This window comes from Kineococcus sp. NBC_00420, from assembly GCF_036021035.1.
In the GTDB taxonomy this organism is placed as follows: Bacteria; Actinomycetota; Actinomycetes; order Actinomycetales; family Kineococcaceae; genus Kineococcus.
Genome location: NZ_CP107930.1, coordinates 541,590 through 566,851, shown reverse-complemented (window position 1 = coordinate 566,851; position 25,262 = coordinate 541,590). Strand labels below are relative to the sequence as shown.

At 74.3% G+C, this 25,262-nt stretch carries 19 protein-coding genes and 1 tRNA gene; 12 read left to right on the top strand and 8 right to left on the bottom strand.

All coding sequences use genetic code 11. The features are described from left to right. The first annotated feature begins 12 nt into the window (after positions 1 to 12). The 9 genes from OG218_RS02785 to OG218_RS02745 all read left to right on the top strand — a co-directional run bounded on the left by OG218_RS02785 (position 13) and on the right by OG218_RS02745 (position 12,632). On the top strand, positions 13 to 2,223 hold the full coding sequence (locus OG218_RS02785; protein ID WP_328291676.1) for a GAF domain-containing sensor histidine kinase: 2,211 nt from the start codon (positions 13 to 15) through the stop codon (positions 2,221 to 2,223). Next, positions 2,220 to 4,073 carry a sensor histidine kinase gene (locus OG218_RS02780; RefSeq protein WP_328291675.1) on the top strand — a complete coding sequence of 618 codons (1,854 nt, stop codon included), beginning with the start codon at positions 2,220 to 2,222 and terminating at the stop codon, positions 4,071 to 4,073. Before OG218_RS02785 ends, OG218_RS02780 begins: the two co-directional genes overlap by 4 nt. 89 nt (positions 4,074 to 4,162) lie before the next feature. Then, entirely contained in the window at positions 4,163 to 4,552 is a 390-nt protein-coding gene (locus OG218_RS02775) for a response regulator (RefSeq protein WP_328291674.1), read from the top strand. A gap of 236 nt (positions 4,553 to 4,788) precedes the next feature. Further along, on the top strand, positions 4,789 to 6,843 hold the full coding sequence (gene flhA, locus OG218_RS02770) for a flagellar biosynthesis protein FlhA (RefSeq protein WP_328291673.1): 2,055 nt from the start codon (positions 4,789 to 4,791) through the stop codon (positions 6,841 to 6,843). A 10-nt stretch (positions 6,844 to 6,853) separates the two neighbouring features. Then, positions 6,854 to 9,223 (top strand): hypothetical protein, encoded by a 2,370-nt coding sequence (locus tag OG218_RS02765; protein WP_328291672.1) that lies wholly within the window; start codon positions 6,854 to 6,856, stop codon positions 9,221 to 9,223. Between the two features lie 70 nt (positions 9,224 to 9,293). Then, positions 9,294 to 10,022 carry a PilZ domain-containing protein gene (locus tag OG218_RS02760; RefSeq protein WP_328291671.1) on the top strand — a complete coding sequence of 243 codons (729 nt, stop codon included), beginning with the start codon at positions 9,294 to 9,296 and terminating at the stop codon, positions 10,020 to 10,022. Next, complete coding sequence (locus OG218_RS02755; RefSeq protein WP_328291670.1) at positions 10,019 to 10,264, top strand: hypothetical protein; 246 nt, start codon at positions 10,019 to 10,021, stop codon at positions 10,262 to 10,264. The genes OG218_RS02760 and OG218_RS02755 overlap by 4 nt, the downstream gene beginning before the upstream one ends. Positions 10,265 to 10,451: 187 nt before the next feature. After that, positions 10,452 to 10,688, top strand: coding sequence for a carbon storage regulator CsrA (gene csrA, locus OG218_RS02750; RefSeq protein ID WP_328291669.1), 237 nt, complete (start codon positions 10,452 to 10,454; stop codon positions 10,686 to 10,688). 138 nt (positions 10,689 to 10,826) lie between these two features. Continuing rightward, complete coding sequence (locus OG218_RS02745) at positions 10,827 to 12,632, top strand: sensor domain-containing protein (protein ID WP_328291668.1); 1,806 nt, start codon at positions 10,827 to 10,829, stop codon at positions 12,630 to 12,632. Positions 12,633 to 13,024: 392 nt separating this feature from the next. On the opposite strand, the gene OG218_RS02740 is transcribed toward OG218_RS02745, so the two are convergent. The 7 genes from OG218_RS02740 to OG218_RS02710 all read right to left on the bottom strand — a co-directional run bounded on the left by OG218_RS02740 (position 13,025) and on the right by OG218_RS02710 (position 23,249). Beyond that, positions 13,025 to 14,164 (bottom strand): App1 family protein, encoded by a 1,140-nt coding sequence (locus OG218_RS02740; protein WP_442906449.1) that lies wholly within the window; start codon positions 14,162 to 14,164, stop codon positions 13,025 to 13,027. Positions 14,165 to 14,267: 103 nt separating this feature from the next. Beyond that, complete coding sequence (locus OG218_RS02735) at positions 14,268 to 15,245, bottom strand: NAD-dependent epimerase/dehydratase family protein (protein WP_328291666.1); 978 nt, start codon at positions 15,243 to 15,245, stop codon at positions 14,268 to 14,270. After that, a complete protein-coding gene (locus OG218_RS02730; protein WP_328291665.1) occupies positions 15,242 to 17,953 on the bottom strand; it encodes an alpha/beta fold hydrolase in 2,712 nt (903 codons plus the stop codon). The genes OG218_RS02735 and OG218_RS02730 overlap by 4 nt, the downstream gene beginning before the upstream one ends. Further along, a complete protein-coding gene (locus OG218_RS02725) occupies positions 17,950 to 19,002 on the bottom strand; it encodes a 3-oxoacyl-ACP synthase III (RefSeq protein ID WP_380161836.1) in 1,053 nt (350 codons plus the stop codon). The genes OG218_RS02730 and OG218_RS02725 overlap by 4 nt, the downstream gene beginning before the upstream one ends. Positions 19,003 to 19,138: 136 nt before the next feature. Further along, complete coding sequence (locus OG218_RS02720; RefSeq protein WP_328291663.1) at positions 19,139 to 21,217, bottom strand: transglutaminase family protein; 2,079 nt, start codon at positions 21,215 to 21,217, stop codon at positions 19,139 to 19,141. Beyond that, positions 21,214 to 22,254: a DUF58 domain-containing protein gene (locus OG218_RS02715; RefSeq protein WP_328291662.1), complete on the bottom strand. Its 1,041-nt coding sequence runs from the start codon at positions 22,252 to 22,254 to the stop codon at positions 21,214 to 21,216. Before OG218_RS02715 ends, OG218_RS02720 begins: the two co-directional genes overlap by 4 nt. Next, on the bottom strand, positions 22,251 to 23,249 hold the full coding sequence (locus tag OG218_RS02710; RefSeq protein WP_328291661.1) for an AAA family ATPase: 999 nt from the start codon (positions 23,247 to 23,249) through the stop codon (positions 22,251 to 22,253). Before OG218_RS02710 ends, OG218_RS02715 begins: the two co-directional genes overlap by 4 nt. A 164-nt stretch (positions 23,250 to 23,413) precedes the next feature. Here OG218_RS02710 and OG218_RS02705 point away from each other — a divergent pair. Further along, positions 23,414 to 23,498: transfer RNA gene (locus tag OG218_RS02705), tRNA-Leu, on the top strand. 257 nt (positions 23,499 to 23,755) lie between these two features. On the opposite strand, the gene OG218_RS02700 is transcribed toward OG218_RS02705, so the two are convergent. Continuing rightward, on the bottom strand, positions 23,756 to 24,157 hold the full coding sequence (locus OG218_RS02700; protein WP_328291660.1) for a hypothetical protein: 402 nt from the start codon (positions 24,155 to 24,157) through the stop codon (positions 23,756 to 23,758). 251 nt (positions 24,158 to 24,408) lie between these two features. Here OG218_RS02700 and OG218_RS02695 point away from each other — a divergent pair, with 251 nt between their 5' ends. Further along, positions 24,409 to 24,708, top strand: coding sequence for a hypothetical protein (locus tag OG218_RS02695; protein WP_328291659.1), 300 nt, complete (start codon positions 24,409 to 24,411; stop codon positions 24,706 to 24,708). Positions 24,709 to 24,965: 257 nt separating this feature from the next. After that, positions 24,966 to 25,166, top strand: coding sequence for a hypothetical protein (locus OG218_RS02690; RefSeq protein ID WP_328291658.1), 201 nt, complete (start codon positions 24,966 to 24,968; stop codon positions 25,164 to 25,166). Positions 25,167 to 25,262: the final 96 nt, after the last annotated feature.

The window sequence follows — 25,262 nt, the reverse complement described above, 5'->3', positions numbered from 1 at the left end:
AGTGCGCCGGACGTGAGCAGTCGCCCCGCTCCCGCCCCCCACCTCCACCCCGCACCGGGGGAGCGGCTGCACGAACTGCTCTCGCAGCCCGCTCCGCGTCCCGGCGCCCTGCACGAGGCCGCCCTCGCCCACGGCCGCACCCGTCGCCGCGTCGACGAGCGCGCGGCCGCCGCGGGCGGCACCTCCGTCGGGGCACGCCTCACCCGCGCCCTCGGCGTCGTCGTCGCCCTGCTGCTGCTCGTCGGGGTCTCCGGCGCCGGGGGCCTGCTCGTCACCGGCTCCTCCCGCGCCCGGGAGACCCAGCTGCGTCAGCTCGAGTCGGCCAACGCCTCCCTCCAGCTCACCCTCTCCGACGCCGACTCCGCCCTGCGCGACCGCCGCGACAGCGGCTCCGCAGCGCTGCCGGCGACCTACACCACCGCCCTCGACGCCCTGCCCGCCCTGCGGGGACACGTCAAGACCCTCCTCACCGACCCGTTGCAGCGCAGTCTCTTCGCCGAGCAGTCCCGACTCATCGACGCCTGGGTCGCCGCCAACGCGGACACCTCCGGGACCGAGCAGGCGCAGGCCTTCGCGCGGCTGCGCGACGCCAACGCCCGCCTCGACGTCCTCGTCCGCGACCAGCGCCACGACGCGACCTCCGCGGAGGACTGGGTCCGCTACGCGGCCCTCGCCGGCACCGGACTCACCCTCGCCGCCGCCCTCGCCGTCGTCGCCACCACCGGACGCCGCACCCGCCGGGCCCTCGTGGACCCCCTGCGCTCCCTCGTCGACGTCCTCGACGCCCACGGCCGGGGCGATCGCCGCGCCCACGCCGACCCCACCGACGGCCCCAGCGAAGTCCGCTCCGTGGCGCTCGCGGTCAACGACCTGGCCCGGGAGAACCAGCGGCTGCTGGACGCCGCGGAGCAGTCCGCGCGCCTGCACCGCCTCGCCGGGGACATCGGCCGCGAGGTCCGCGACCAGCTCGTCGCCCAGGACGCCCTGCAGGTGGCGGTGACCCGCCTCGGCGAGGAGCTCGACGTCGCCCGCGTCTGGGTCCGGATGCTCACCGACGCCGGGCTGGGCCCCATCACCCGGGAGTGGGCCCACCCGCCGCTGTCGCCGCTGACCGGTGGCCCCGGAAGCCCCGCGGGCGGCGCCGTCCACGGCGGCGGGTGGGCCGTCTTCGAGGACTCGCGCAGCTGGCTTCAGGAGCTGCACACCAGCGGCGAGGTCTACGCCGTCCCCGACACCCGCACCCTGCAGGGACGCTCCGCCACCCTCGACGTCTTCCTGCGCGACTGCGGCGCACGCGCCCTGCTGCTGGTGCCCATCGGTGTCGGGGACACCCCGCACGGTCTGCTCAGCGTCGTCTGCGGGGCCGGGGCCCGCGACTGGTCGGTGCCGGAGGTCGAACTGGCCCGTTCCGTGGCCGTGGACCTCGCCCGGGCCCTGGTCCTGGCCGGGCTCTACCGCGCCCAGGAACGGCTGCTGGGGGAGCTGCGCGACGTCGAGAACGTCAAGTCCGACCTGCTGGCCACCGTCTCCCACGAACTGCGCACCCCCCTCACCTCCATCTCCGGCTACCTCGAACTGCTGCGCGACGGCGCCGTCGGGGAGGTCTCCGCGGACGTGTCCTCGGTGCTGGGCATCGTGGAACGCAACACCGAACGGCTGCGCTCCCTCATCGAGGACCTGCTGCTGCTCTCGCGCGTGGAGTCCGCCCCCACCGCCGAGGTGCGCGGCTCCACCGCCGTGGCCGACCTCGTCGCCGGGGTGGCCGCCGCCGTCGCCGCCGGCGCCACCAGCGGTGGGACGCTGCGCTGCACGACGCCGCGGGAGGAGCTGAGCGGGATGCGGGTCAACGGCGACGCCGGGCACCTGCACCGGGCCGTCCTCGCCGTCGTCGACAACGCGGTGAAGTTCTCACCCGTCGGCTCGCTGGTGCGCCTGCGGGTGGAGGAGCACAGCGGTCGCGTGCGGATCGTCGTGCAGGACAACGGGATGGGCATCCCCGCGGGAGAGGTCGACGCCGTCTTCGGGCGGTTCGCGCGCGGGTCCAACGCCGCCGTGCTCGCCGTGCCCGGCACCGGTCTCGGCCTCACCATCGCCCGCGACCTCGTCCGCCTGCACGGCGGGTCGCTCGCGCTGGACTCGGTGCAGGACCAGGGCACGACGGCCGTGCTCGAGCTGCCGCTGATCGACCCCCTCGACGACCTGCGGATCGGAGGAGCACGGTGACCCACCTCACCCACCCCGCCCACCCGGTGCAGCGGACCCGCGGCTGCGCCGCGGACCGGCACGCCCCGCCCGAGGTCGACCGCCTGGAGGTCGTGCGCCTCGCCGCGCTGCACGGCTACGACCTCCTCGACACCCCCGCCGACCCCGCGCTGGACGCCGTCGTCCGCCTCGCCGCCGCGATCGCCGGCGTGACGACCGCGACGATCAACCTCATCGACGCCCACCGCCAGTGCCAGCTCTCCGCCGTCGGGTTCGCCGGCGGGCCCAGCGAGCGCAGCGAGTCGCTGTGCGCGCGCAACCTCGGCCACCCCGAGGTCGTCCACGTCCCCGACGCCCGGCGCGACCCGCGCTACCGCGACTCCGCCTGGGTCGACGGCCGCTTCGCCGACGTCGTCTTCTACGCCTCGCTCCCGCTGGTCACCGCCGAGGGGCACCACCTCGGCAGCCTCTGCGTCTTCGACGTCGTCCGCCGCGAGCTGACCCCGGACCAGCTCGCCCGCCTGCGCGACCTCGCCGACGTCGTCATGGCGCTGCTGGAAGGTCACCGCCGCCACCGCGAGCAGCAGCGACTGGTCGCCGAGGTCGAGGAGCAGCGGGAACTGGCCGAGCTGACCCTCACCGAGCTGGAAGCGCGCGAGGAGTTCACCCGGGCGCTGCTCACCAGCGTCGACGTGGGCGTTCTCGCCTGCGACGCGGCCGGTCGCCTCACCGTCGTCAACCCCACCGCCCGGCGCCTGCACGGCCGCGACGCCGACCTGGGCCTGCCCGCGAGCGAGTTCGCCCGTGCCCACGGCCTCCACGCCGCCGACGGCCGCACCCCGCTGGCACCGGAGGAGGCCCCGCTGTGGCGGGCGCTGGTCGAGGGCCACGTCCGCGACGTCGAGGTCGTCATCGCCCCTGCGGGTCGCACCCCCGTCCGGGTCCTGTGCACCGGCCGCGCCCTGCACGACCACACCGGTCGCGTCATCGGCGCCGTCGTGGCCGTGCAGGACATCACCACCGACCGGGCCCGCATCCACGCGCTCGAGGCGGCGGGGGAGCAGCTGCGCCGGCAGGGCCGCGACCTCGCCTGCGCCGTCACCGAACTGCGCCGCTCCAACGACGAGCTCGGCGACCTCGCCGCCGTCGCCAGCCACGACCTCGCCGCGCCCCTGACCTCCGTGCTCGGCTACCTCGAGCTCGTCCTCGACGTCCACGGTGACGCCCTCGGCGGGGAGGGCCGGGAGTGGCTGGCCACCGCGATGCGTGCGGCGCAACGGATGCAGGGCCTCATCGAGGCCGTCCTCGACCACGCCCGCGCCGACTCCACCGGTCTCGACGTGCGTCCCGTGGTCGTCTCCGACGTCCTCACCCACGTCGTGGAGGACCTCGGCGCCACCGCGGTGCAGGCCGAGATCGTCCTCACCGGCACCAGCCGGACCGCCCACGCCGACCCCGTCCTGCTGCGGCAGCTGCTGCAGAACCTCGTCGGCAACTCGGTGCGCTACCGCAGCCCCGAGCGACCCTGCCGGGTCGAGGTCCGCGTGCGTGACCTCGCGGGCGGCGGCTGGGAACTGGCCGTCGCCGACAACGGCCGCGGCATCCCGCCCGGGCAGCGCGAGCAGGTCTTCGCCATGTTCGCCGTCGCGGTCACCGGCGAGAACACCGGCGAGAACATCGGTGCGGCCGCCGGTGCGCGGCGCCCCGGACACGGCATCGGCCTCGCCACCTGCCGGCGCATCGTGGCCCGCCACGGCGGGCGCATCAGCGCGGAGGAGACCCCCGGCGGTGGGGCGACCCTGCGTGCCGTCTTCCCGTCGGTGCAGGCCCCCCGCTGGGGCGAGAGCGGGGTCGCGGTGGCCCTCACGTGAGGCCCCCGGCTGCCGATGGGGCCGGTGGACGTCCGTCCCCCACCTTCCCCGATCCGTCTGGATCACCAGGTCCCGCAGGAGGAACCACCATGGCCCGAGTGCTGGTCGTCGAGGACGACCCGGACATCCGCCAGCTCGTCGAACTGCGCCTGCGCGGCCTCGGCCACCGCGTCGTGTCGGCCGGATCGGGGCCGGAGGCGCTGACCGTCATCGCCGAGCGCGGCGCACCCGAGGTCGTCGTCCTCGACGTCGCGATGCCCGGCATGACCGGCCTGGAGGTACTGCGCACCCTGCGGACCCAGCCCGAGCACGCCCACCTGCCCGCGATCTTCCTCTCCGCGCGGGTGCGTCCCGAGGACATCGCCGCGGGCGAGGAGCTCGGCGCGATCTACCTCACCAAGCCCTTCGTCGTCTCCGCGCTGGCCGGGGCCATCGAGAAGGCGCTGACCGCGAGCGTCGAGGCCGCCGCCGGCTGGTGAGCCACCACCCCGTCCCACGAACCCCCGATCCGTCCCGGACCGGGGGTTCGTCTCGTCTCGGACCGGGGGTTCGTGTCGTTGCAGGGGAGGCGGCACGGGTGCGTCCGGACGGGTGACTCAAGGAAGTCCCGGGCGGTGCCGAAGGAGGCACTAGCCAGGAAGGCTGACAGCAGGGCCATGGACGGGCCGCTGGACGAGGGACCCCGAACGGGGTACCGCGAACAACAGGCGGTGCAGTGCGACTCCCGAACTTCTCGCAGCTGGTGGTCCCCGCGGGGGTCGTCGGCATCGTCCTGCTGCTCGTCGTGCCTCTGCCGGCGGCCATGCTGGACTTCCTCATCGCGTTGAACATCACGATGTCGCTGATGGCGCTGCTGGTGACGATGTTCGTCAAGCGGGTGCTGGACTTCTCGGTCTTCCCCTCGCTGATCCTGGTGCTCACCCTCTTCCGCCTCGGCCTGAACGTGGCCTCGACGCGACTGGTGCTCTCCAACGGCTTCGCCGGCAAGGTCATCGAGGCCTTCGGGCACTTCGTGATCTCCGGCTCGCTGGTCATCGGCCTGGTGATCTTCCTGATCCTGGTCGTCATCCAGTTCGTCGTCATCACCAAGGGCGCCGAGCGCGTCGCCGAGGTCGGTGCCCGCTTCACCCTCGACGCCATGCCCGGCAAGCAGATGGCCATCGACGCCGACCTCAACGCCGGCCTGATCGACGAGGCCGCCGCCCGCCAGCGCCGCGCCGACGTCAGCGCCGAGGCCGACTTCTACGGCGCCATGGACGGTGGCTCGAAGTTCGTCAAGGGTGACGCCGTCGCCGGCATCATCATCATGCTGATCAACCTCATCGGCGGGTTCGCCATCGGGATGGTCCAGCACGGGCTCGGCCCGGCGGAGTCGATCAACAAGTACGCGCTGCTGAGCATCGGTGACGGTCTCGTCAGCCAGGTGCCCGCGCTGCTGCTGAGCGTCGCGACCGGCCTCATCGTCACCCGCTCCACCAGCAACGGCGACATGGGTACCGAGGCCATCAGGCAGTTCTCGCAGCAGAAGATGGCCCTGCAGATCGCCGGCGGCGCGATGATCGTCCTGGCGCTCATCCCGAGCATGCCCAAGCTGCCGTTCCTCGTCGTCGGCGGACTGGCCTTCGTCGCCTCCACCCGCATCTCCCGCCGCGACGCCAACACCGCCCGCGACGTGGCGCTCGCCGCCTCCGCCCCCGGCCCGGTCAACCCCAACGAGGCCGCGGAGAACCTGCTCGAGGAGATGCGCGTCGACCCCCTCGAGGTGGTCCTGGCCCCCGACCTCGTCGACCTCGTCGACACCTCCGGCGGTGGCGACCTGCTCGAACGCGTCCGGGCCCTGCGCCGCAAGATCGCTCTCGAACTGGGCCTCGTCGTCCCGCCCGTGCGCACCCGCGACTCCCTCGACCTGCCGATGTCCACCTACGCGGTGCGCATCTCCGGCGTCGAGGTGGCCCGCGGCACCGCCCCGCCCGGACAGGTCCTCGCCCTGGGCGACAACCTCGACGGTCTGCCCGGACGGGCCACCGTGGAACCGGTCTTCGGCCTCGCCGGCAAGTGGATCCCCGCCGAACTGCGCCACCAGGCCCAGCTCATGGGCGCCACCGTCGTCGACCGCGCCAGCGTCCTCATCACCCACCTCGGGGAACTGGTCCGCACCCACGCCTCGCGCCTGCTCTCCCGCGAGGACGTCCGCTCCCTGGTGGAGGCCCTCAAGCGCACCCACCCGGCCGTCGTCGACGAGCTCACCCCCGCCGCGCTCTCCCTCGGCGAGGTCCAGCGCGTCCTGCAGGCGATGCTCGACGAGGCCGTCCCCATCCGCGACCTCGCCCGCATCTTCGAGGCGCTCTCGCTCAAGGCCAAGGCCGGCTCCGACCTCGACGGCCTCGTCGAGTCCGCTCGCCGTGCCCTGGGACCGGCCGTCGCGGCCGTCCACGAGCAGGACGGCACCCTGCACGTCATCACCCTGGACCCGATGCTGGAGCAGACCCTGGCGGAGTCCCTGCGCCCCGGTGAGCACGGCGCGAGCCTCGCCCTGGACGCCGTCACGGCCGAGCACCTGGTGACCGCCTCAAGTTCCTGCCTCGAACGTGCCGAAGGGCACGGCATCAGCGCAGTCCTCGTGTGCGCACCCCCTCTGCGCGCCCCGCTGCGCCGCCTGCTGAAGGTGGCGGTGGGCCGCCTGCACGTCCTGTCCTACGACGACGTGAGCAACCACCCCCGGATCGAGACGGTTGGATCGGTGAGCGGTGTCCATGCACTTGCTTCTTGAAGGTTCTGACTTGCAGGAGCTGCTGACGCAGGTCCGTGAGACCCACGGCGAGACCGCCCGCGTCGTCCGCGCCGAACGCATCCGCTCCGGCGGTGTCGCCGGCTTCTTCTCCAAGGAGCGCTACGAGGTGACGGTCGAGATGGACGGCGACACCGCCGGCGACATGACCGGCGGAGCCGGCGCGCAGGACGACGCCTCCACCACCGCCCACCCGGCGGGGGAGGAGGAACGCGAGTCCCTCGACTTCGAGGCCCTGCTCGCCGCCGCCGACGCCGCTGAAGCCACCCCCGCCCCCGCCGCGCCCCAGGTCCTCGCCGCACAGCCCGCCGTACAGCCCGAGGAGGACTTCGAGTCCGCCCGCCAGGGCCTGCTCGACATGCTCCGCGCCTCCAGCGGCAGCGACGTCCAGGAACCGCCGTTCAAGGTTTCCGGGACGGATGCCGAGGAGGTCGGTGTGATCGCGCAAACGGGTGACAGCACCGAGGTCGAGGCCCCCACCGAGGACCAGTCCGAGGACCGCGACGAGGACCTGGTCGCCGAGCGGTTCGAGGCCCAGCTCCTCGAGGAGGCCCGCCTCGAGATCGAGCGCGCCGAGCGCCTCGAGCAGGAACGTCTCGAGCAGGAACGCCTCGAGCAGGAACGCCTCGAGCAGGAACGCCTCGCGAACGAGCGCCACGAGCAGGAGCTCGCCGCCCAGCAGATCGCAGCCCAGCAGGAAGCCGACCGTCGAGCCCTGGAAGAGGAGCGGATGCGCCAACTGGAGATCGAACGCCAGCACGCCCACGAGACCGAGCGCCGGCACGCGCAGGAGACGGCCCGCCGCGAAGCCGCCCGCGAGCAGGAACTGCGCCGGGAGGAGGCCCGCGCCGACGTCCGTCGCCGCCAGGCCGACCGCATGGGCGCCACCACCGCACCGGCCCGCTCCCTCGGTGAGGTCCTCGCCGCCGCCGACGCCGCCGAGGGCACCCACCGCCTCGAGGCCATGTTCACCGCCGGGCGCTCGCAGGACCCGCGTCAGGTCGCACGTCAGGACCCGCGTCAGGACATCGCGTCCCAGCAGCGCCCGCACCGGCCGATCTCCACGGAGAGCGATTCCTTCGCGGCGACGGTGGCCTCGATGCGCTCGTCGGCCAGCACCGGGGGAGAGGGTCACCGCTACGGACGATCCCCTGTGGCTGGAGTAACTGCTGATGTACGCTCGGTGACGATGCAGCCTGCGCGGCCCGCTCGTCCCCGTCCGGGTCGCCCCGCGGTCGAAGCCTCGACCCGGACCGTTCGCAGCTCGGAGGATCGCGTGTCTGACCAGTTCGGTGCGGCCAACGGAGCCGCCAACACCCCGGTCGGCCGCCGCGGCGAGCCGGAGGGCCGTGGCCCCGCCCGTCGTCCGGAACTGCGCCGCCCCGCGGCCGTGGCCGACCAGTTCGCCGACCAGTTCGCCGACCAGTTCGGTGATCAGTTCGGCGACCGGTTCGCCGAGGACCGCCGTGGCGAGTGGGCCGGCGACTACGACCAGCTCAACGGCCAGGTCAACGGAACCGCCAACGGCCACGTCAACGGCCAGCTGAACGGAACGGCCAACGGCCACGGCGAGTCGCGTGACTTCGACCAGGCCTACCAGCAGGAGTTCGCGGGCCAGTACGCCCCCGAGCAGGACGACCGGTCTCCGCGCACCGCGGAGCGGACCTACCAGCCCACCAGTGCACGCGACGGGGACGAGAACGAGGCGATGAGCATGGATCTGACTTACCGTGAGCCGATGACCACCTACAGTGACCGTCCCTCGCAGCCGCGGATGCCGTACCGCGAGCCGCAGGACACCGGCGACGTGCTGCGCCTGGCCCGCGACATCGAGGTCCCCGCGCCGCTGCGCGTGGGCGCCGGTGAGCTGGTCGTCGTCATCGGCGAGGCCGACGCCGTGGTTTCCGCCGCGCTGCTCGTCGCCGACGAGGTCGGTTCCGAGGCGCCGCTGGTGCTGGGTCGTGCCGACGTGCAGAACACCATCACCGCCGAGGAGCTGCCGGCCCGTCAGGACCAGGCCCGGCGCTGGAGCGCCCCGCTCACCGTCGCCATCCCGGCCCGTCCCACCGGGGCCGACGCCGAGCGCGCCGCCCGCATGGCCGCCGAGATCGGTGCCGCCTCCGTCGTCGTCTGCGTCGACGCCACCCGCCGCAGCCACGCCGTCGCGAGCCTGCTGCGCGCGCTCGAGGCCGTCGGGCTGCCCGCCCGTCGCCTGGCCGTGCACCGCGCCGCCGAGAGCCCGGACCCCCTGGACGTCCTCTCCCTCGACGTCCCCGTCGGCTTCCTCGACGGACGCCCCGCCACCTCCGGCGCCTGGGCCGGTCTGCTCCTCGATGCCGCGGGCGACCACGGGATGCGTTGAGCCGCAACGGTTCACGAACTCACCCCATCGCCCGACCCCTCGAGACCAGAACCGGAGAACGACAGAGCCCATGGCCAGACGTGCTGCTCCGGGGGCGGAGCTGAGCCGCGCCGCCACGCAGTGGCCCGGCCTCAACCACCGGGTCTGGGTGGAGCTGCAGATGCCGGACACCTTCGGTGGGGACCTCATCCGGCTCCCCACGCGGGTCGAGGACGCCCACGAGGGCAGTCTCGTGGTCGCGGCACCCAGCTTCCGCGGTGACCTGCACGTGGTGGCCCCCGGGCTGCCCGTGACGGTCGCCTGGGCGGGGGCGCGCGGCCAGAGCCGGCAGGAGTTCCTGATCGCCGAGGTCGTCCGTCGCCGGGTCTCGGCCTGGGACCTCGCGCCCTCCAGCGAGGTCGTGGTCGAACAGCGTCGCCGCTACGCCCGGGTCCCGGCCTCCGGGTCGGTCCGGCTCTCCCCGGTGGAGGGCGACCCCCTGCAGCGCGAGGCCGACCTCGCCGACGGCGTGGTGGAGCCCCTGCTCGAGGGCCACCTGGTGGACCTCAGCGAGGGCGGGTCGGCGCTGTCCGTGGGGGGCGGTTCCTGGCTGCGGCTGGGGCGGCTGGTGCGGATGTCCTTCGAGCTCGACGGCGCCCCGCTCGACCAGGTCGGTCAGGTGGTCCGCTCACTGGACTCCCTCGACCCCGACCTCGTCGAGGTCGTCGTCGCCTTCAGCGAGCCGGTGCCCGCCGCGGACCGCTTGCGCCGCTTCGTCATGCAGACCCAGATCAGGCAACGCCGTGGAGGAGACCGATGACCGCGATCGTGCTGGCCGTCAGCCTGCTGCTGGCCGGACCGTCCGTGCTGGCCGCCCTGCAGGGCACCGGCGACGTCGACACCGCCCTGCTGCACCTGGTCCTGGCCCTGCTGGTCAGCACCGTCGCGGGCCGCGTCCTGCGCGGACTGGTCCGGGGGTACCAGGAACAGGCCGAGAAGGCCCCCCACCCCGAGGCGGAGGACGTCGACGGCCTGCCGGGCCGTCGCCGCAACGACTTCTGAGGTCCGCTCCGGCCACCGCTGGAGACCACCCGACGCCCGTTCCGCACCGCGGAGCGGGCGTCGGGTGTTTCCGGGACGTTTCCGCACCGGCTGAGACGGGTGTGACGGGTGGGGTCCACGCCGGGCCGCGGAAATCTGTCACTAGAACGACATGGACGAACACGTTTCGTCACCTATGCTGGGCCCCATGCTGGTCCTGACGCGCAAGGCCGGGGAATCCGTGGTCATCGGCGACGAGGTCGTCGTGCGCGTCCTCGAGGTGAGAGGTGACGTCGTCCGCGTCGGCATCGACGCGCCCCGCGACGTGCAGGTGCACCGCCAGGAGGTCTACGAAGCGGTCCGCGAGGCCAACATCGCCGCCGCCGCCGCCTCCGAGGAGGCGATCTCCGCCCTGCGGGGCATCGTCCGCCGCGCGGGCGCCTGAACCCCCTCCGAGTCCTGCTTCGAGAACGCTTCACCCGTCCGGCCCACGCCGCCCTCAAGGGGGAGCGTCGAGGGACCGAAAGCACCGTGAGAGCTGCTGACCTCCCGTGGTCCGGTGGCCAACGGTGGGGGTGGAGCGATGACGGCGGCGCCGTCCACGAACACGTCGGACGTCACGGCACCCCCGGTGCTGCCCGGCCCGGTCCTGGCCACGGCCATGGAGCGCTCCGGGCTGGCCCTCGCGGTGCTGGACGCCGACGGCCGGCTCATCCACGTCACCCACGGCCTGACCCGCATGCTGGGCGTCAGCGCGGAGGACCTCCTCGGCCGGTACCGGCTGCAGTGGTGGCTGGGACTCTCCGTCGTCGTCCTCCCCGAGGCCGAGGGGCACGGGCACGACGACCGCGACGCCCACGACGACCTGACGCCCACCCAGCGGGCCGTGCTGTCCGGGGCGATGCCCACCGGCCTGGACGTGCTGAGCGCGATCCGCAGCGGCGACCTCGACGTGGACGTCGACGTCGCCCGCTCCGACGGCCAGCTGCTGGTCGCCCACGTGCACGCCTCCACCACCGGTGAGGCGGGCGGCGGGGCCGTCCTCGTCGTGCGCGACGTGACCGTCGAACGCGCGACCCACCAGCAGCTGCGCACGCTGCTGGCCCGCCAGGACGCGGTGATCTCCGCCAGCCCCGACACGATCTACCGCATCAACCTGCCGCAGCGGGTCGTGGAGTGGACCAACGCCGGACCGGTCTCGCTGCTGGGGCTGCCCAGCGCCGACGGCGGGGCCTCGCTGGACGCGATCCACCCCGACGACGCCCCGGGCGTCGTGCGGGCCCTGGAGTGCCTGGGCGGTGCGGGTGCGGGCGAGATCGTGGAGTGCACCTACCGCGTCGTCGACGGCTACGGCGGTGACCGGTGGGTGCACACCCGCTCCACCGTCTCCGACCGTTCCGCCGTCGGGATCCCGGTGCGCGTCGTGGGCATCGCCCAGGACCTCACCGAGACGATCACGACGATGGACGCGCTCGCCGGCTCGGAACGACGCTTCCACGAGATCTTCGCCCGCGGCCCGGTGGGGATGCTGCTCTTCGGTCTGGAGGGCTGGGTCAGCGAGGTCAACGACGCGCTCTGCACCTTCTGGGAACGCGACGCCGCGGAGCTGATCGGCGCCCCGGCGGGGCAGTTCCTCGACCCCGCTAGCCCCGCCGAGGGTGCCCGCCCCAGTGCGGAGGAACGCGACGAGCACGCCCGCGCCGCCGCCGAGCTGGAGGCGCTGGTCTCCGGCGCGGTCGAGGTCGTGCACCGCGAGCGGCGCTACGAGCTGCCCAGCGGCAAGGTGGTGTGGGGTCAGATCTCGCTGTCGCTGACCTCCAGCAGCTCCGGTGAGCCGGCCTTCCTCGCCTTCGTCGAGGACGTCACCGCCCGCAAGCGCGAGGCCGAGCAGCTCGAGCACGCCGCCCTGCACGACCCGCTGACGGGGCTGCCCAACCGCGCCAAGGCCGAGGACCGGCTGCGGACGGCGATCTCGCGGACCCGGCGCCGCGGCGGGGGCTGCGCGGTGCTCTTCGTCGACCTCGACCACTTCAAGGACGTCAACGACAACCTCGGTCACGCCGCCGGGGACGCGTTGCTCGCCGACGTCGCCGACCGGCTGCGGGGGTTGCTGCGGGCCGGCGACATGGCCGCCCGCATCGGTGGTGACGAGTTCGTCCTGGTCTGCGAGGACGTCGCCGACGCCAAGGCGTTGTCCTCGATCGCGGACCGGGTCTGCGACCGCCTCAGCATCCCCGTCGACCTGGGGGTCCGGACGGTGACGGTCAGCGCCAGCATCGGCGCCGCCCGCACCGACGGGGAACTCGGTCCCGAGGAGCTGCTGCGCGCGGCGGACCGCGCGATGTACCGGGCGAAGGCGGCCGGGCGGGCGTGCTGGCGCGCGGCATGACGCGGTGTCACGCGGTGTGACCTCCAGGTGACTCAGACGGCGTTCGGAGGCGGCATCCGGGTGTGCTCGGTCACCGCGTGATGAACCTCACCCCCGATCGGCGCAGCGTGGGATTCCCCTGCCCGGGCTGATCGGCCATCCTGGAGTCAGACCCGCCACCGCTCGGTGAAGACAGTGTCGTCTGTGGTCGACCAGAGGCACCGTCCTGAACGAGGAGGTCGTGAGATGAACGACAGCAGCACGCGCAACGGCACCAACGACGTCGTGATCGACGTCCGCGAGATCGAGCTGACCACCGTCGCGAACCCGCGCCGCATCCAGCTCTGAGCTCCACCACGAGGCCGGTCCCCGCTACGGGGGCCGGCCTTCGTCGTTCCCGTTCGTCGTTCCCGTCAGGGGGCGGTGAGGATCCCCGCCCGGTACCAGTGGTGCAGCAGCTCGTAGCCGTTGTCCCCGGTCACCCAGGGGACGGGGGAGTCCGCAGGCATCGCGGTCGGGGCCAGCGGGTGCCCACCGGCGAGCAGCTGCTCGGCGGGGGTGAGGCGGCGGATCGCGACCCCGGCCACGCGTTCGGGGGCCGCGGCGAGGAACTCCGCGTACAGCGTCGGGTCGTGCTGGCCGTCGTCCCCCACCAGCAGCCACGTCACCTGCGGCAGCTCCCGGGCGAGGCGGGCCAGCGACTCCCGCTTGTGCCCGGGCCCGTCGCGGAACCAGCCGGTGTTGGTGGGACCCCAGTCGGTCAGCAGCAGCGGTCCCTCGGGGTAGCCGAAGCGGCGCAGGAACCGGGTGAGGGTGGGCGCGACGTTCCACGCCCCGGTCGAGAGGTACAGCACCGGCGCGCCGGGGTTCTCGGCCACGACCTGGCGGTACAGCTCGGCCATCCCGTTGACCGGGACCCGGGCCCGTTCGTCCAGGACGAAGGAGTTCCAGGCCGCCACCAGGGGCCGCGGTAGGCGGGTCACGACGACGGTGTCGTCGATGTCGGAGAGCAGCCCGAGCGTCGGTTCGGGACCCACGACGATCACCCGTGAGGTGCCGGAGTGGCGCAACACGTTCTGCGGCGGCAGTTCCGCACCGCCCTCGGTGTCGTCCTCGACGAGTTCGACGTCCTCCGCGGTCTCGTCCCCGGCGTCCCCGGCGTCGGGGCCGACGGTGAGGACGACCTCGTGCTCACCCGGGGGCAGGTCGATGCGCACGACCTCGTCGACGTAGCCCTCGCGGTTGGTGCGCAGGAGGCGCTCGTGCTGCCCGATGCGCACCGTCACCTCGGCGTCGGCGATGGGGACGGTGAGGAAGTTGCGCCAGCCGCGCACCACGCGCAGCCCGTCACGGGCGTTCTCGGCGTGGGTCTCCTCCCGGCCCAGCAGGACCCGCCCGAGGACGCGGACCCAGCCGGGGCCGCCGTAGCCGGGGTAGGCGATGGCCCGGGCGTGGTAGCCCCGCCGGCGCAGCCGCGACCCGGCGAGACCCTTCACGGCGTCCTCGATGCGGGCGGCGCGGTGCAGTCGGTGCTCGCCGGGCCGGGGCGTCAGGTCGAGGGAGCGGAGGTTCTCGAGGTCACGGCGTGCCTCCGCGACCCGCCGGGCCCGTCGCTGTGCGCCGGTGAGAGCGGGTCCGTTGATCACCTGGTGGACCCTAACGGTCGGGGAAACCCCCGGCGAGGCGGTCGAAGCCCTCGTCGAGGCCGACCCGCGGTTCCCAGTGCAGCAGCTCCTTCGTGCGGGCGATGTCGAACCAGTGCGCGGTGGAGAGCTGCTCGGCCAGGAAACGGGTCATGGGCGGCTCGTCGGGCAGCCCGAACCGCGTCCAGACCCGCTCCACGAGCGAGCCCGCGACCTTCGCGACGGCGGCGGGGACCCGCCGGGTCGGGGCGGGGACCCCGGCGGCGCGGCAGATGCGGGCGAAGACCTCGCTGACGGTGCGCGGCTCGCCGTTGGTGACGACGAACGCCTGGCCGTGCACGCCCGCGTCGGTGACGTGGTCCAGCGCCGCGAGGAGCGCGTCCACGGCGTTGTCGACGTAGGTGGTGTCGATGAGGGCGGTCCCGTCGTCCAGCAGCGGCAACCGACCCGCGCGGGCGCGGTCGGCGATGCGCTGCACGAGCTGGGTGTCCCCGGGACCCAGCACGATGTGCGGGCGGACCGCGCACACCGCGAAGGTGGGGGAGTCCGCGGCCAGGGCGAGCAGTTCCGCCTGCGCCTTGGTCACGGCGTAGGAGCCGTGCGCGGCGGCCGGGTCCGCGGGGGTCGTCCCGACCCCCACGAGCGCGGACCCGGCGTGGGCGACGGAGGGCGAGGACACCATGACGAAGCGGGAGACCCCCGCGGTGCGGGCCGCGGCGAGCAGGTTCGCGGTGCCCTCGACGTTGGTGGCGACGTACTCGGGGTGGGGTCCGGTGACCGACACCTTCGCCGCGAGGTGCACGACGGCGTCGACCCCGGCCGCGGCGCGGGCGCACGCGTCGGCGTCGGTGACGGATCCGAGGACCTCCTCGAAGCCGGCCAGCCCGGACGGGCGGCGCTGCAGGACGCGGACGTCCTCACCGCGGGCGGCCAGGGCCCGCGCGGTCTCCCGGCCCAGCATGCCGCTGGCCCCGGTCACGAGGACCTTCACGTGAGCTTCCCCGCCTTCTCGCCCGCGAGGACGCTCTCGGCCCAGGTACCCACCCGGGCCCGGTCGATCTTGGAGTTGTGACGCACGTCGGTCGGCAACGCCGGGACCAGCAGCAGCGCGACCAGGTTGCGCCCGGTCGCGGCGCGCACCGATTCCGACAGCTCGGGGTCGGCGACCGTCGTGCGGGTCACCGCGACGTCGCCCTCACCCTCGGCGACGACGACGAACTGGCGCGCGGCGCGCGGCCCGATCCCCACGAACGCGGCCCGCGCGACGCCCGGCACGGACTCCGCCCGCTGCTCCACCCCGACGGGGGTGACGACCTCGTCGGCGCTCACGACGACGTGGGCCAGGCGCCCCTCGATCCAGACCCGCCCGGCGGCGTCGAGGTGGCCGACGTCACCGGTGCGGTGCCAGCGCCCCGGCCGGACCTGCCCGAGCAGCGTCGGGGAGGGACGCACGTCGACGCTGGCGGCCTGGGTGAACCACAGCTGGTCGTAGTGGTCCTTGACGTGCTCACCACCGACGACGACCTCTCCCACCACCCCGGCGGTGGTGACGAGGTCGACCCCCGCGTGCCCGTCCCCGTCCAGGGGCGCGATCGCGAGGACGACCCCCTCGACGGGAGTGCCCACGCAGATGCCCTCACCGGGACCGGCGGCCAGGACGTCGGAGAGACCCACGTCGGTGGCGGGCAGCACCTCGGTGGCGCCGTAGGGGGTGCGCGGGTCGGCCAGCGGCATGAGGTCCTTCACCCGCTGCAGCAGCGGCGTCGGGACGGGTGCCCCGGCGGAGAGGAGGGTGTCCACCCCACCCAGCGCCTCGCGCTGGTCGGCGCTCAGCTGCGCGGCGGTGGCCAGGACGTTGACGATGGCTGCGGGGGCGAGGAACACCGACGTCGCCCGGGCCGCGGCGACGGCGTCGGCCAACGCGGCCGCCGTCAGCGTCGCCGGCCGGGTGACGTCCATCGCGGGGACCACGCACGTCGCACCCAGCGCGGGCCCGAACAGCGCGAACGGCGCGAACGCCGACACCAGCGGCTGGCCGGGACCGGTGCGGATGGTGCGGCCCATCGCCTGCGCGAGCTGCGCGAGCTGGCCGTGGGTGTAGACGACGCCCTTCGCGGGGCCGGTGGAGCCGGAGGTGAAGAGCACCGCGGCCTCCGCCTGCGGGGACGGCTCGGCGGGCAGTTCGAAACCCGCGGCGAGGCGGTGCGCCCCGGCCCGGGCGACCTCCAGCAACGTCGCCTCGACCCCGAGCACCTTCAGGGCGGCGTCGGAGATCTCCCCGGCCGCGATCCGGCGACCGGGCCAGCGCAGCACCCGCGCCGCGGCGAGGGCCTTCGACACCCCCACGACCCAGTCGACCCCGGCGCCGGTGACGGCGCGCGACAACCCGCGCACCCCCAGTCCCGCATCCGCCACGACAGCGACCGCCCCGATGCGCAGCAGCGCGTACAGCGTCGCCGTCAGGTCCGCGCCCGGCGGGACGAGCAACGAGACCCGCTGCCCCGCAACGACGCCCATCGCGGTGAAGCCCGCGGCGAGTTCGTCGGTGCGGCGCTTCAGCAGGCCCCAGGGAACGCTGCGCGAGGTGCCGTCCTCCGACATCTCGATGACGGCGGGGGAGTCGGCGAGCGCGGGGTCCCCGCCCCGTTCCTCCAGCGCGGCCCACATCCGCGGCACCCGCACCTCGACCGGCCCGTCCTCGGGCTGCGGGGCGGGGTGCAGGACCCGTTCGTCCAGCCACCGCAGCACCGCGGCCGCGAACTGCGGGTCCTCCGGGGTGAGGTGGCTCGCGGTGGCGAAGCGGTGCACGTCGGCGTGCGGCACCCGGGCCCGCCAGTCGCGCAGGAACCACTCGGTGAACACCGGATCGCGCGGACCCCACGCCACGAACGTCGGGACCCCCGCCGCGGCGATCGCCGCGACACCGTCGCTGACGGCGTCCAGCGCAGCACGACTGGGGTGGTCGGGACCCACCGGGACGTCCGCGACGAACGCCTCGATCCCGGCCCGCTCACCGGCGTGGGCGTAGGGGGAGCGGTAGGCCGCCTTCACCGGCGCCGGGAGCGCGGGGCGCGGCAGGACCAGCGTCGTGCGCAGGAACGCGTCCGTGCGCGACGTCACGCCCGCCAGCAGCCCCGGGCGCAGCACGAGCTTCAGGACCCCCGGCGCACCCGCGCCGGCCGGCCAGCTCGCCGCCGTGTTCGCCACGACCAGCCCCGCCAGCCGCACCCGCGAGCCCGACCCGTGCCGGCCCCCGCGGCGGGCGAGTTCGCCCGCGGCCCAGCCGGAGACGACGAGACCGCCCCAGTCGTGCCCCACGGCCACGACCTGACCCGACAACCCCAGCGCGTCCACGAGCCCGGCGAGGTCCTCGACCCGGTCCGCGAGACGACGGGTCGTCCCCGTGCGCTCCGAGAAGCCCATCTCCAGCTGGTCCACCGCGACGACGCGCCACCCCAGGTGCACCGCGGAGGCGGCCCGCGCCAGCCCCCGCCACAGGTAGGACCACGTCGGGTTGCCGTGCACGCACAGCAACGTCCCCACGACGTCGTCCGGTCCCGCGTCGGGGGCGGTGTCGAGCACGTGCCAGGTCCGCGTCACCCCCGCGTGGTCGACCGCCTCCACGAGACGGGACCAGCGCGGGTCGAGACCCTCCAGACCGGCCGGCGGGGTCACCGCCGGCAGCACGGCGTTCTTCACCACTCCAGCTCGATCATCGCCGTGTTCAACCCCGAACCCACACCCATCGCGATCACCCGGTCGCCCGGGGACAGCTCCGGCGCCGTCGCCGCCAACGTCATCGGCAGCGAGATCGGACCGACGTTGCCCCACTGCGGGAACGTCATCGGCACCTTCGCCGCGTCCACGCCGATCCGCTCCACCAGGGTCTCGGTGTGCACGCGGGAGATCTGGTGGATGACGAACTTCTCCGCGTCGCGCCAGCCCCACAGCTCGTCACCGGCGTTGAAGGCGTCCACGACGATCTCGATGCCCTCGGTCAGCATCAGCTTCGCGTCGGTCTTCATGTGGTTCATGTCCCCGATGCACAGCTCGTGGTGGGCCGTGCCCGCCCGCGACACCCCACCGACGATCCGGTGCGCCTGCGGGTGCTCGTCCGCGCGGCCGATGACCGCCGCCGCCGCACCGCAGCCCAGCGTCATCGTCGCGAACTCGTTGAGGAAGTCCTTGCGGGTGATCCCGTCGCGCTGCAACCGCGAGATCGTCCCCTCGTGCATGGAGCGCACGTCCTCCGCGCCCAGCACCACCGCGTAGCGGATCATCCCCGCGTCGATCATCGCGGAGGCCACCTGCACCCCGTTGACCCACGCCAGGCACGCGTTGGCGATGTCGAAGTTCATCGCCGACGTCGGCAGGTCCATCCCGTGGTGCACCGACGTCGCCACCGCCGGTTCCAGGTGCGGGCGCGTCACCGTCGTGGAGATGACCACCCCGACGTCCTTCGCGTCGACCCCGGCCTCCGAGAGCGCCTTCGCGCCGCACTCCGCGGCCACGTCGGAGGCCTTCTGGCCGTCCGCCCACCAGCGGCGCTCACTCACCCCCGCGACCTTCTCCAGCAGTCCGGGACGCAGGCGCAACCGCTCCAGCGTCCCCGACAGCACGTCGTCGAAGTACGACGAGGGCACCACCCGCGGCGCCTCGACGTGCGAGATCGACAGCAGGGCGGCGTTGGCCGGTGCGAACGTCGCGTTCCCGTGGAACGCGCGGTCCGAGGCAGAAGGGTCGTACAAGGGCTTCCCCGATCCAGAGTCGTCGGCCGCGCGGCGGTGGGTCGCCGTGCCCGGTGCACCGTCCACCGGCTGGCAGCAGGCCACCCGCGCGGCGGGCACTCAGGTTAACCGCCGACGAACGCCGCGCTCGCCGAGGTCACCCCCGAGCACCCGCCGAGCCCGCGACCCGAGCCGCCGCCAGCACCGTGGACGACGCCCGCTCCAACGTCGCGACCGCCCCCTCCAGTTCCGCCCGCGACGGCACCCGGCGGGCGAAGCAGGCCCGCTCCACCACCGCCAGCGCCGCCCCCAGCTCCTCCCGCCGAGCCGCCAGCGGCCCCGCCCCCGCCGGCGTCAGCAACCGCGCGCGCCACGCCGAGAGCCCCTCCGCGCCACCCCGGCGACGCTCCGGCGGCAACGCCGCGTCGAAGCGCTCCCACGCCACCAGCAGCGCCAGCACCGACGGCGACACCCCGTCGCCGCGCCGGCGGACCACCACCGCGTCCGCGACCCCCGTCCGGGACCGGCGACGACGCGCCCCCGCCCGCAGCAGCACCCACGCACCGACGGCCACCCCCACCAGCACCACGGCCAGCACGGTGCGCGCCACGGCGCTCGCCAGCACCTCGGTCACCGTGCGCTGCACCCACGACCACGCCCGTGCCGCCCACGACGGGCGATCCCCCGCCACGAGCTGCGCACCCGCCGTCGGGTCCGACGTCGTCCATCCCTGCCCGGGGACCCACACCTCCACCCACGCGTGCGCGTCCGCACCGCGGAACACCCGCCGCCCACCGGCGTCGGTGCCACCGGCGAAACCCGTCACCAACCGCGCCGGGATCCCCGCCGAGCGCAGCAGCACCACCTCCGCGCTCGCGAAGTGCTCGCAGAAGCCGATGCGGTCCTCGAAGAGGAACGCGTCCACCGCGTCCTCACCGGCCGCCGGCACCGGCGCGTCCAGGGAGTAGCGCGCGCTCGCGTGCAGGTGCTCGTTCACCGCCCGGGCCGTCGCCACCGGCCCGCGCCCCACCGCCAGGCGCACCCCGAGGTCGCGCACCCGCTGCGGCAGCGACGACGGCAGCTGCAGCCACCGCTCCTCCTCCACCGGCGCCGCCCCGGCGCCCGATCCCGAGTCCACGCTCGACCCGAGCGTGGGGGTCTCCGAAGACGTCACCGTGTAGGGGACCCCCACCGGCCCCAGCCACGCCGCGGCGCCCGACGGCACCACCCGCAGGTCGACCCCCGGGGATGACACCGCCCCCGGCGCCCCGGCGCTGAGCAGCGCCGGGTAGTCACCCGACACGGGTTCCACCACGTCCACCCGCTGCGGCCCCGTCGCGCCGTCCTCCCCGGCCGCCGACCACTGCGACGACCCCGACGACCACGACGCCACCGGACCACCCGTCCACGTCCGCCCGTCGTAGGTGTCCAGCACCGCCGAACGCCACCACCCGGGGGAGTCCGCCGGCACGCTCACCAGTTCCGTCTGCGGCAGCTCACCGCGCGAGGACAGGTCCAGGTCACCCCCCGCGTAGGCCGCACCCGAGCGCGGAGCCGCCGACGCCCGTTCCTCCGCACCGGAGGCCGTCGCCCGCCCCAGCGCGCCACCGGCCAACGACGCCCCGCCACCCGCCGGCACCAGCAGGAACAGCAGCACCCCCGCCGTCCCGGCCGCCGCCACCGCCCGCAGCGTCCGCACCCGCTGCGCCGCACCCCCGACCCGGTGCGGCACCGCTCCCGCGAAACCCACCAGCACCGCCGACCACACCACCACCAACGGGCCGACCAACGCCGCCACCGGCGACACCCCCGCTGCCGCCAGCACCACCAGCACCGACAACCCCAGCACCAACCGCACCTCGCGCAACGAACGGGCGCTCGCGAACTGGCGCACCGCCAGGCACAACGCCAGCACCGGCCACAGCGCGAAGACCCCCGAGCCCGACACCACCCCCGGCAGCCACACCGCACCCGCCCCCGCCGCGAGGACCCCCGTCCACGCCCGCGCCGAGCGCGACGACGTCGCGCCCCGCACCAGCGCCGCCAGGCCCAGACCCGCCGCCGTCGTCGCCACCCCGCCCGCCGGCAGTCCACCGGTCACGACCAGACCCCACGCCGCGCCCAGCACCGCCAGCGCCGCGGGCACCAGCACCGCGCGACCCGCCCCGTGCGTCACGTAGGGATCCGCCGCCTCGATCGACGCCGCCTCGATCGACGTCCCCGACCGCCTGCTCACGCGAACCGCCACCCCGTCCCCAGCTCGCCCACCAGCACCCGACCGTCACGACCCGCGGCCGCGCGCGCGGCCACCCCGTCCACCGGCGTCGGCCCGCCTGCCGCCGCCAGCACGTCCAGAGCCCCCAGACCCTCACCCGACGCCCCCGCGAGCACCACCCGCACCGTCTGCCCCGACCCCAGCTCCCGACGCACCAGCGCCGCAGCAGAGGCCAGCAGCTCCTCCCACGCCCCGTCATCCACCCTGTCACCCGAGGAGGCACCACCGATCGCCACCACCAGCAGACCCACCGGCTCCGCCTCCCGCTCCACCACCACCAACCCCGCGCCCGCACCACGCGAGGGACCCGAGAGCGCACCCCGACGCGCACTCGCCCGCCAGTGCACCGACGACACCCGGTCCCCCCGCCGGAACGGACGCACCCCCGCCACGTCCTCCACCCCGGCGCTCGCGGGCGGGGTCGCCGGCGGCGGCGGCGTCGCCGGTGCGGGGTGGACGTGCACGGGCGCGCCGACGCGCCCGACCCGCTCCACGGTCAGCAACCCGAGGCTGTCCGCCGCCTCGACGAGGACCTCCGGGCCCGGGCTGAAGCAGCGGAAGGCGGCCTCGCGAGGAACGCGCAGCGCCACGCTCGCTCCGGCCGGGATCGCCGGCAGCGCGGTGTGACCCGCCGCGAAGGCGTCGCCGCGGAAGTGCAGGACGGCCGGGGGGAGGTCCCGCGGCCCGTGGTTGTGCAGGTGGAAGACGTGCTCCACCACCTCGCCCACCCGCGTCCGGGCCGCCACGTCGACCCGCACCGACAGCGTCCAGACCCGCGGCAGCGTCGCGACGGCGACCCCGACCGCGGCCAGCAGCAGGCACGCCACCAGCGCGATCCAGCGGTTGCCGACCCCGAAGGAGAGCAGCAGCAACGCCGGCCCCGCCGTCGCCACGAGGATCGGGCGCATCCGCAGGATCTTGTCCGTGCTCGGCTGCGTCAGCAGGACCTCGCGCTCCAGGACGGGCGGGGGACCAGCAGCGGATCGCGCGTCGCTCACCGGTGGATCGGCACGGCCGTGCCGGCGACGAGACCCGCCGCGAGACGTTCCTGCGCCAGCGTGCGCGACGCCGTCCCCGGGGAGTCCGCGAACCGGTGCTCCTCCGCCGGCACCAGCCGGTGCGCGAGCACGGGCACCACGAGGGCCTGCACGTCCTCCGGCAGCACGTGGTCCCGCCCGCCCAGCAACGCCCGCGCCTGCGCGCACCGCACCAGCGTCAACGCCGCCCGCGTCCCCGCCCCCGACACGATCCGCGGGTCCGTGCGCGTCGCCCGGGTCAGCCTCAGCGCGAGGTCGAGGGTCGCCTCCGCCACGTGCACCTGCGTCGTCGCCCGCTGCAACCCGATCAGGTCGCTCAACGCCAGCACCGGCGACAACGCCTCCGGACGGTTGCCCGCCAACTGCTCCCGCAGCACCTGCCGCTCCACGTCCTCACCGATGGGACCCAGCACCAACCGCACCGCGAACCGGTCCAGCTGCCCCTCCGGCAACGGGTACGTGCCGTGCTGCTCCACCGGGTTCTGGGTCGCCACCAGCACGAACGGATCGGGCAACCGGTGCCGGACACCGTCCACGGTCACCGCCCGTTCCTCCATCGCCTCCAGGAACGCCGACTGCGTCCGCGGCGAGGTCCGGTTCAGCTCGTCCACCAGGACGACCGGCGCGAACAACGGACCCGGCACGAACCGGAACCCCTCGGCCGCCGGGTCCCACATCCCCGACCCCGTCACGTCCGCCGGCAACAGGTCCGCCGTCGCCTGCACCCGCGCGCAGTCCGCCCCCAGCGACGCCGCGAAAGCCGTCGCCATCGTCGTCTTCCCGCTCCCCGGGACGTCCTCGATCAGCACGTGCCCCCGCGCCAGGACCGCCGTCACGAGCAGCTCCACCGCCTGCCGCCGCCCCCGGACGACACGCTCGATCCCCTCCACCAGGGCGCGCGCGGCGCTCGCGGGATCCGTGGTCGAGCGGGCGGTCTCGGGCAGGGCGTGGCTCACCTCTGGTGGATCGGCACCCGGCGTGGGCCACAGGAGGTGTGGCGCAGCAGCTTCCCCCGTCCGGAGCACCCCGTCGGCCCCGGACGCGTGGCGTGATCGAGGCTCTCAGCGTGCTACGGTTTTCCTCGTTCGCACCGACCGGAAGGCACGGGTGAGCACCACTCGTCCGGGTGGCGGAATAGGCAGACGCGCTAGCTTGAGGTGCTAGTCCACGTATAGTGGGTGGGGGTTCAAGTCCCCCCTCGGACACTCGTTGAGACAGCGACGGGACAGGCTCTGACCAGCGGAAACGCAGGTCGGGGCCTTTTTCGTCTCCGGCGCCGGTCCTTCCGGCGTCCGTGGGACGACGGTGGGTACCAGTGCAGTCCGGCCCACGTCCGGTGGAGCTGCCGCGGCGGCGAGTGCACGCCGCAGAAGGGTTTCGCCACCGGGGGCGAGGCCGGCCGGTTCCGTCGCCGCGTTACCCCCGCGTCACCCCCGCGGCTCCATCGCCGGTGGGACGGTGGTCAGCGCCGCGCGAGGAGCGGGGCGAGTCCGCGCGCCATGTCACGAGCGCGGGGCAGGTCGCTCACCGCGGCAGGGCGACGCACCGCCAGCACCCCCTCCCGCGGATCGGGGTCGGTGATGTCCAGGACCACGGCGCGGCCGTCGTTGAGCATGGCGTCCAGGAGGCGCTCGGCGTCGGACGCTGCGGCGGCCACGCGGGAACGCAGCAGGTGCCCGACGGCGGTGGTGCGGGCCAGGCGCAGGAGCAGTCTGTCGTCGTCGAGGTGAGCCAGCTCGGGGCGGTTCAGCAGCATCCGGGCCAGCGCGCTGATCTCAGCGGCAGAGGCGGGCTGGGGCGGGGCGGGGCGCCCGGCAGACGACCCGTTGCGGTGGGTCGTGCTCGGACGCGGGTGGTACTGCACTGGGTCCTCCTCGAACGCCGCCTGGTCACCCCGCTGCTCGTGGGCTTCCTGCTCTCCTCACTCTTCGGCGGGTCGAGCGGGCGGCACGATCGCCTGTTCGGGGGGTGCTGCGACCGGGTGCGCCCGCCGATGAGCTGTGTCGTGGCCTGATGTGGCGACGTGGCTGAGGTCACGCCACCTGGCCGGCAGCTCGAGAGGGCTGATCTCTCGTTCTGCCCCCCATCAGGGGGGTGTGTGGTTACCGTGTGGCAGTGCCGGAACTGTGCGTGTCCGACCTGGCGTTCACCCACGTCGGTTCCCACCTCGTCGTGGCCTGTTCCACCGAGCGGGGGCCTCAGCCCTACGCGGGCGTCCTCTTCGACGTCGTGCACCGCGCGGGTGGTCCGTCCTGGTTGTCCTTCCGCGTGCACGGGACGCCGGTCGTCCTGGTGGTCGAGGACCCCTCGACCACGATCGTGTCCGTGGAAGAGGTCGAGCCTCCCGTCGGTCCGGCGGGTGTTCCCCGCCAGATCGAGCATGACAGCGAGCCACTCAGGCAACACACACGGTGATATGACATGGTCAGGTCGTGTCCCGTTCTCCCTCGTCCCACTCTCCGTTCTGCGGCCAGACACTCCAGCCCGGAGGGCGGACGCGCGAGAAGCACAACCACCCGACCGCTCGGAGCGGCATCGAGCTGGGACTGGACACCCCGGGTCCTGACCGATCCACGCACGACCCCCGCCTCGACTCCCAGCGCACCGGTGGCTCGGGCGTCTTCGAGCAGGCGGGAGGACAACGGGCGCTGCTCAGAGCGTGGTGGGAGCAGGTGGACCAGGCCACCCGCGCCCGGCTGCTGGCTCTGGGCGAGGGGGACTTCCTCCCCGGTGACCTCGCGTTGGACGCGCAGATGGCGGGGGTCTCGGTCATCGCCGTCGGCACCGTCCTCGTGGACAGTGGCTACGAAGCCCGCTACGAGCAGCCCGACCTCCTGGCGGACCTGCTGGTGCAAGAACGTGAGCAGGCGTAGAGCGGCGTTCCGTGAGGCCGAGGGACCCTGACCCCACTCGTCCGCGTCCGCGGGGGTACGCAGCGACCAGGACACCGGCGAACCCGTGGTGACCTC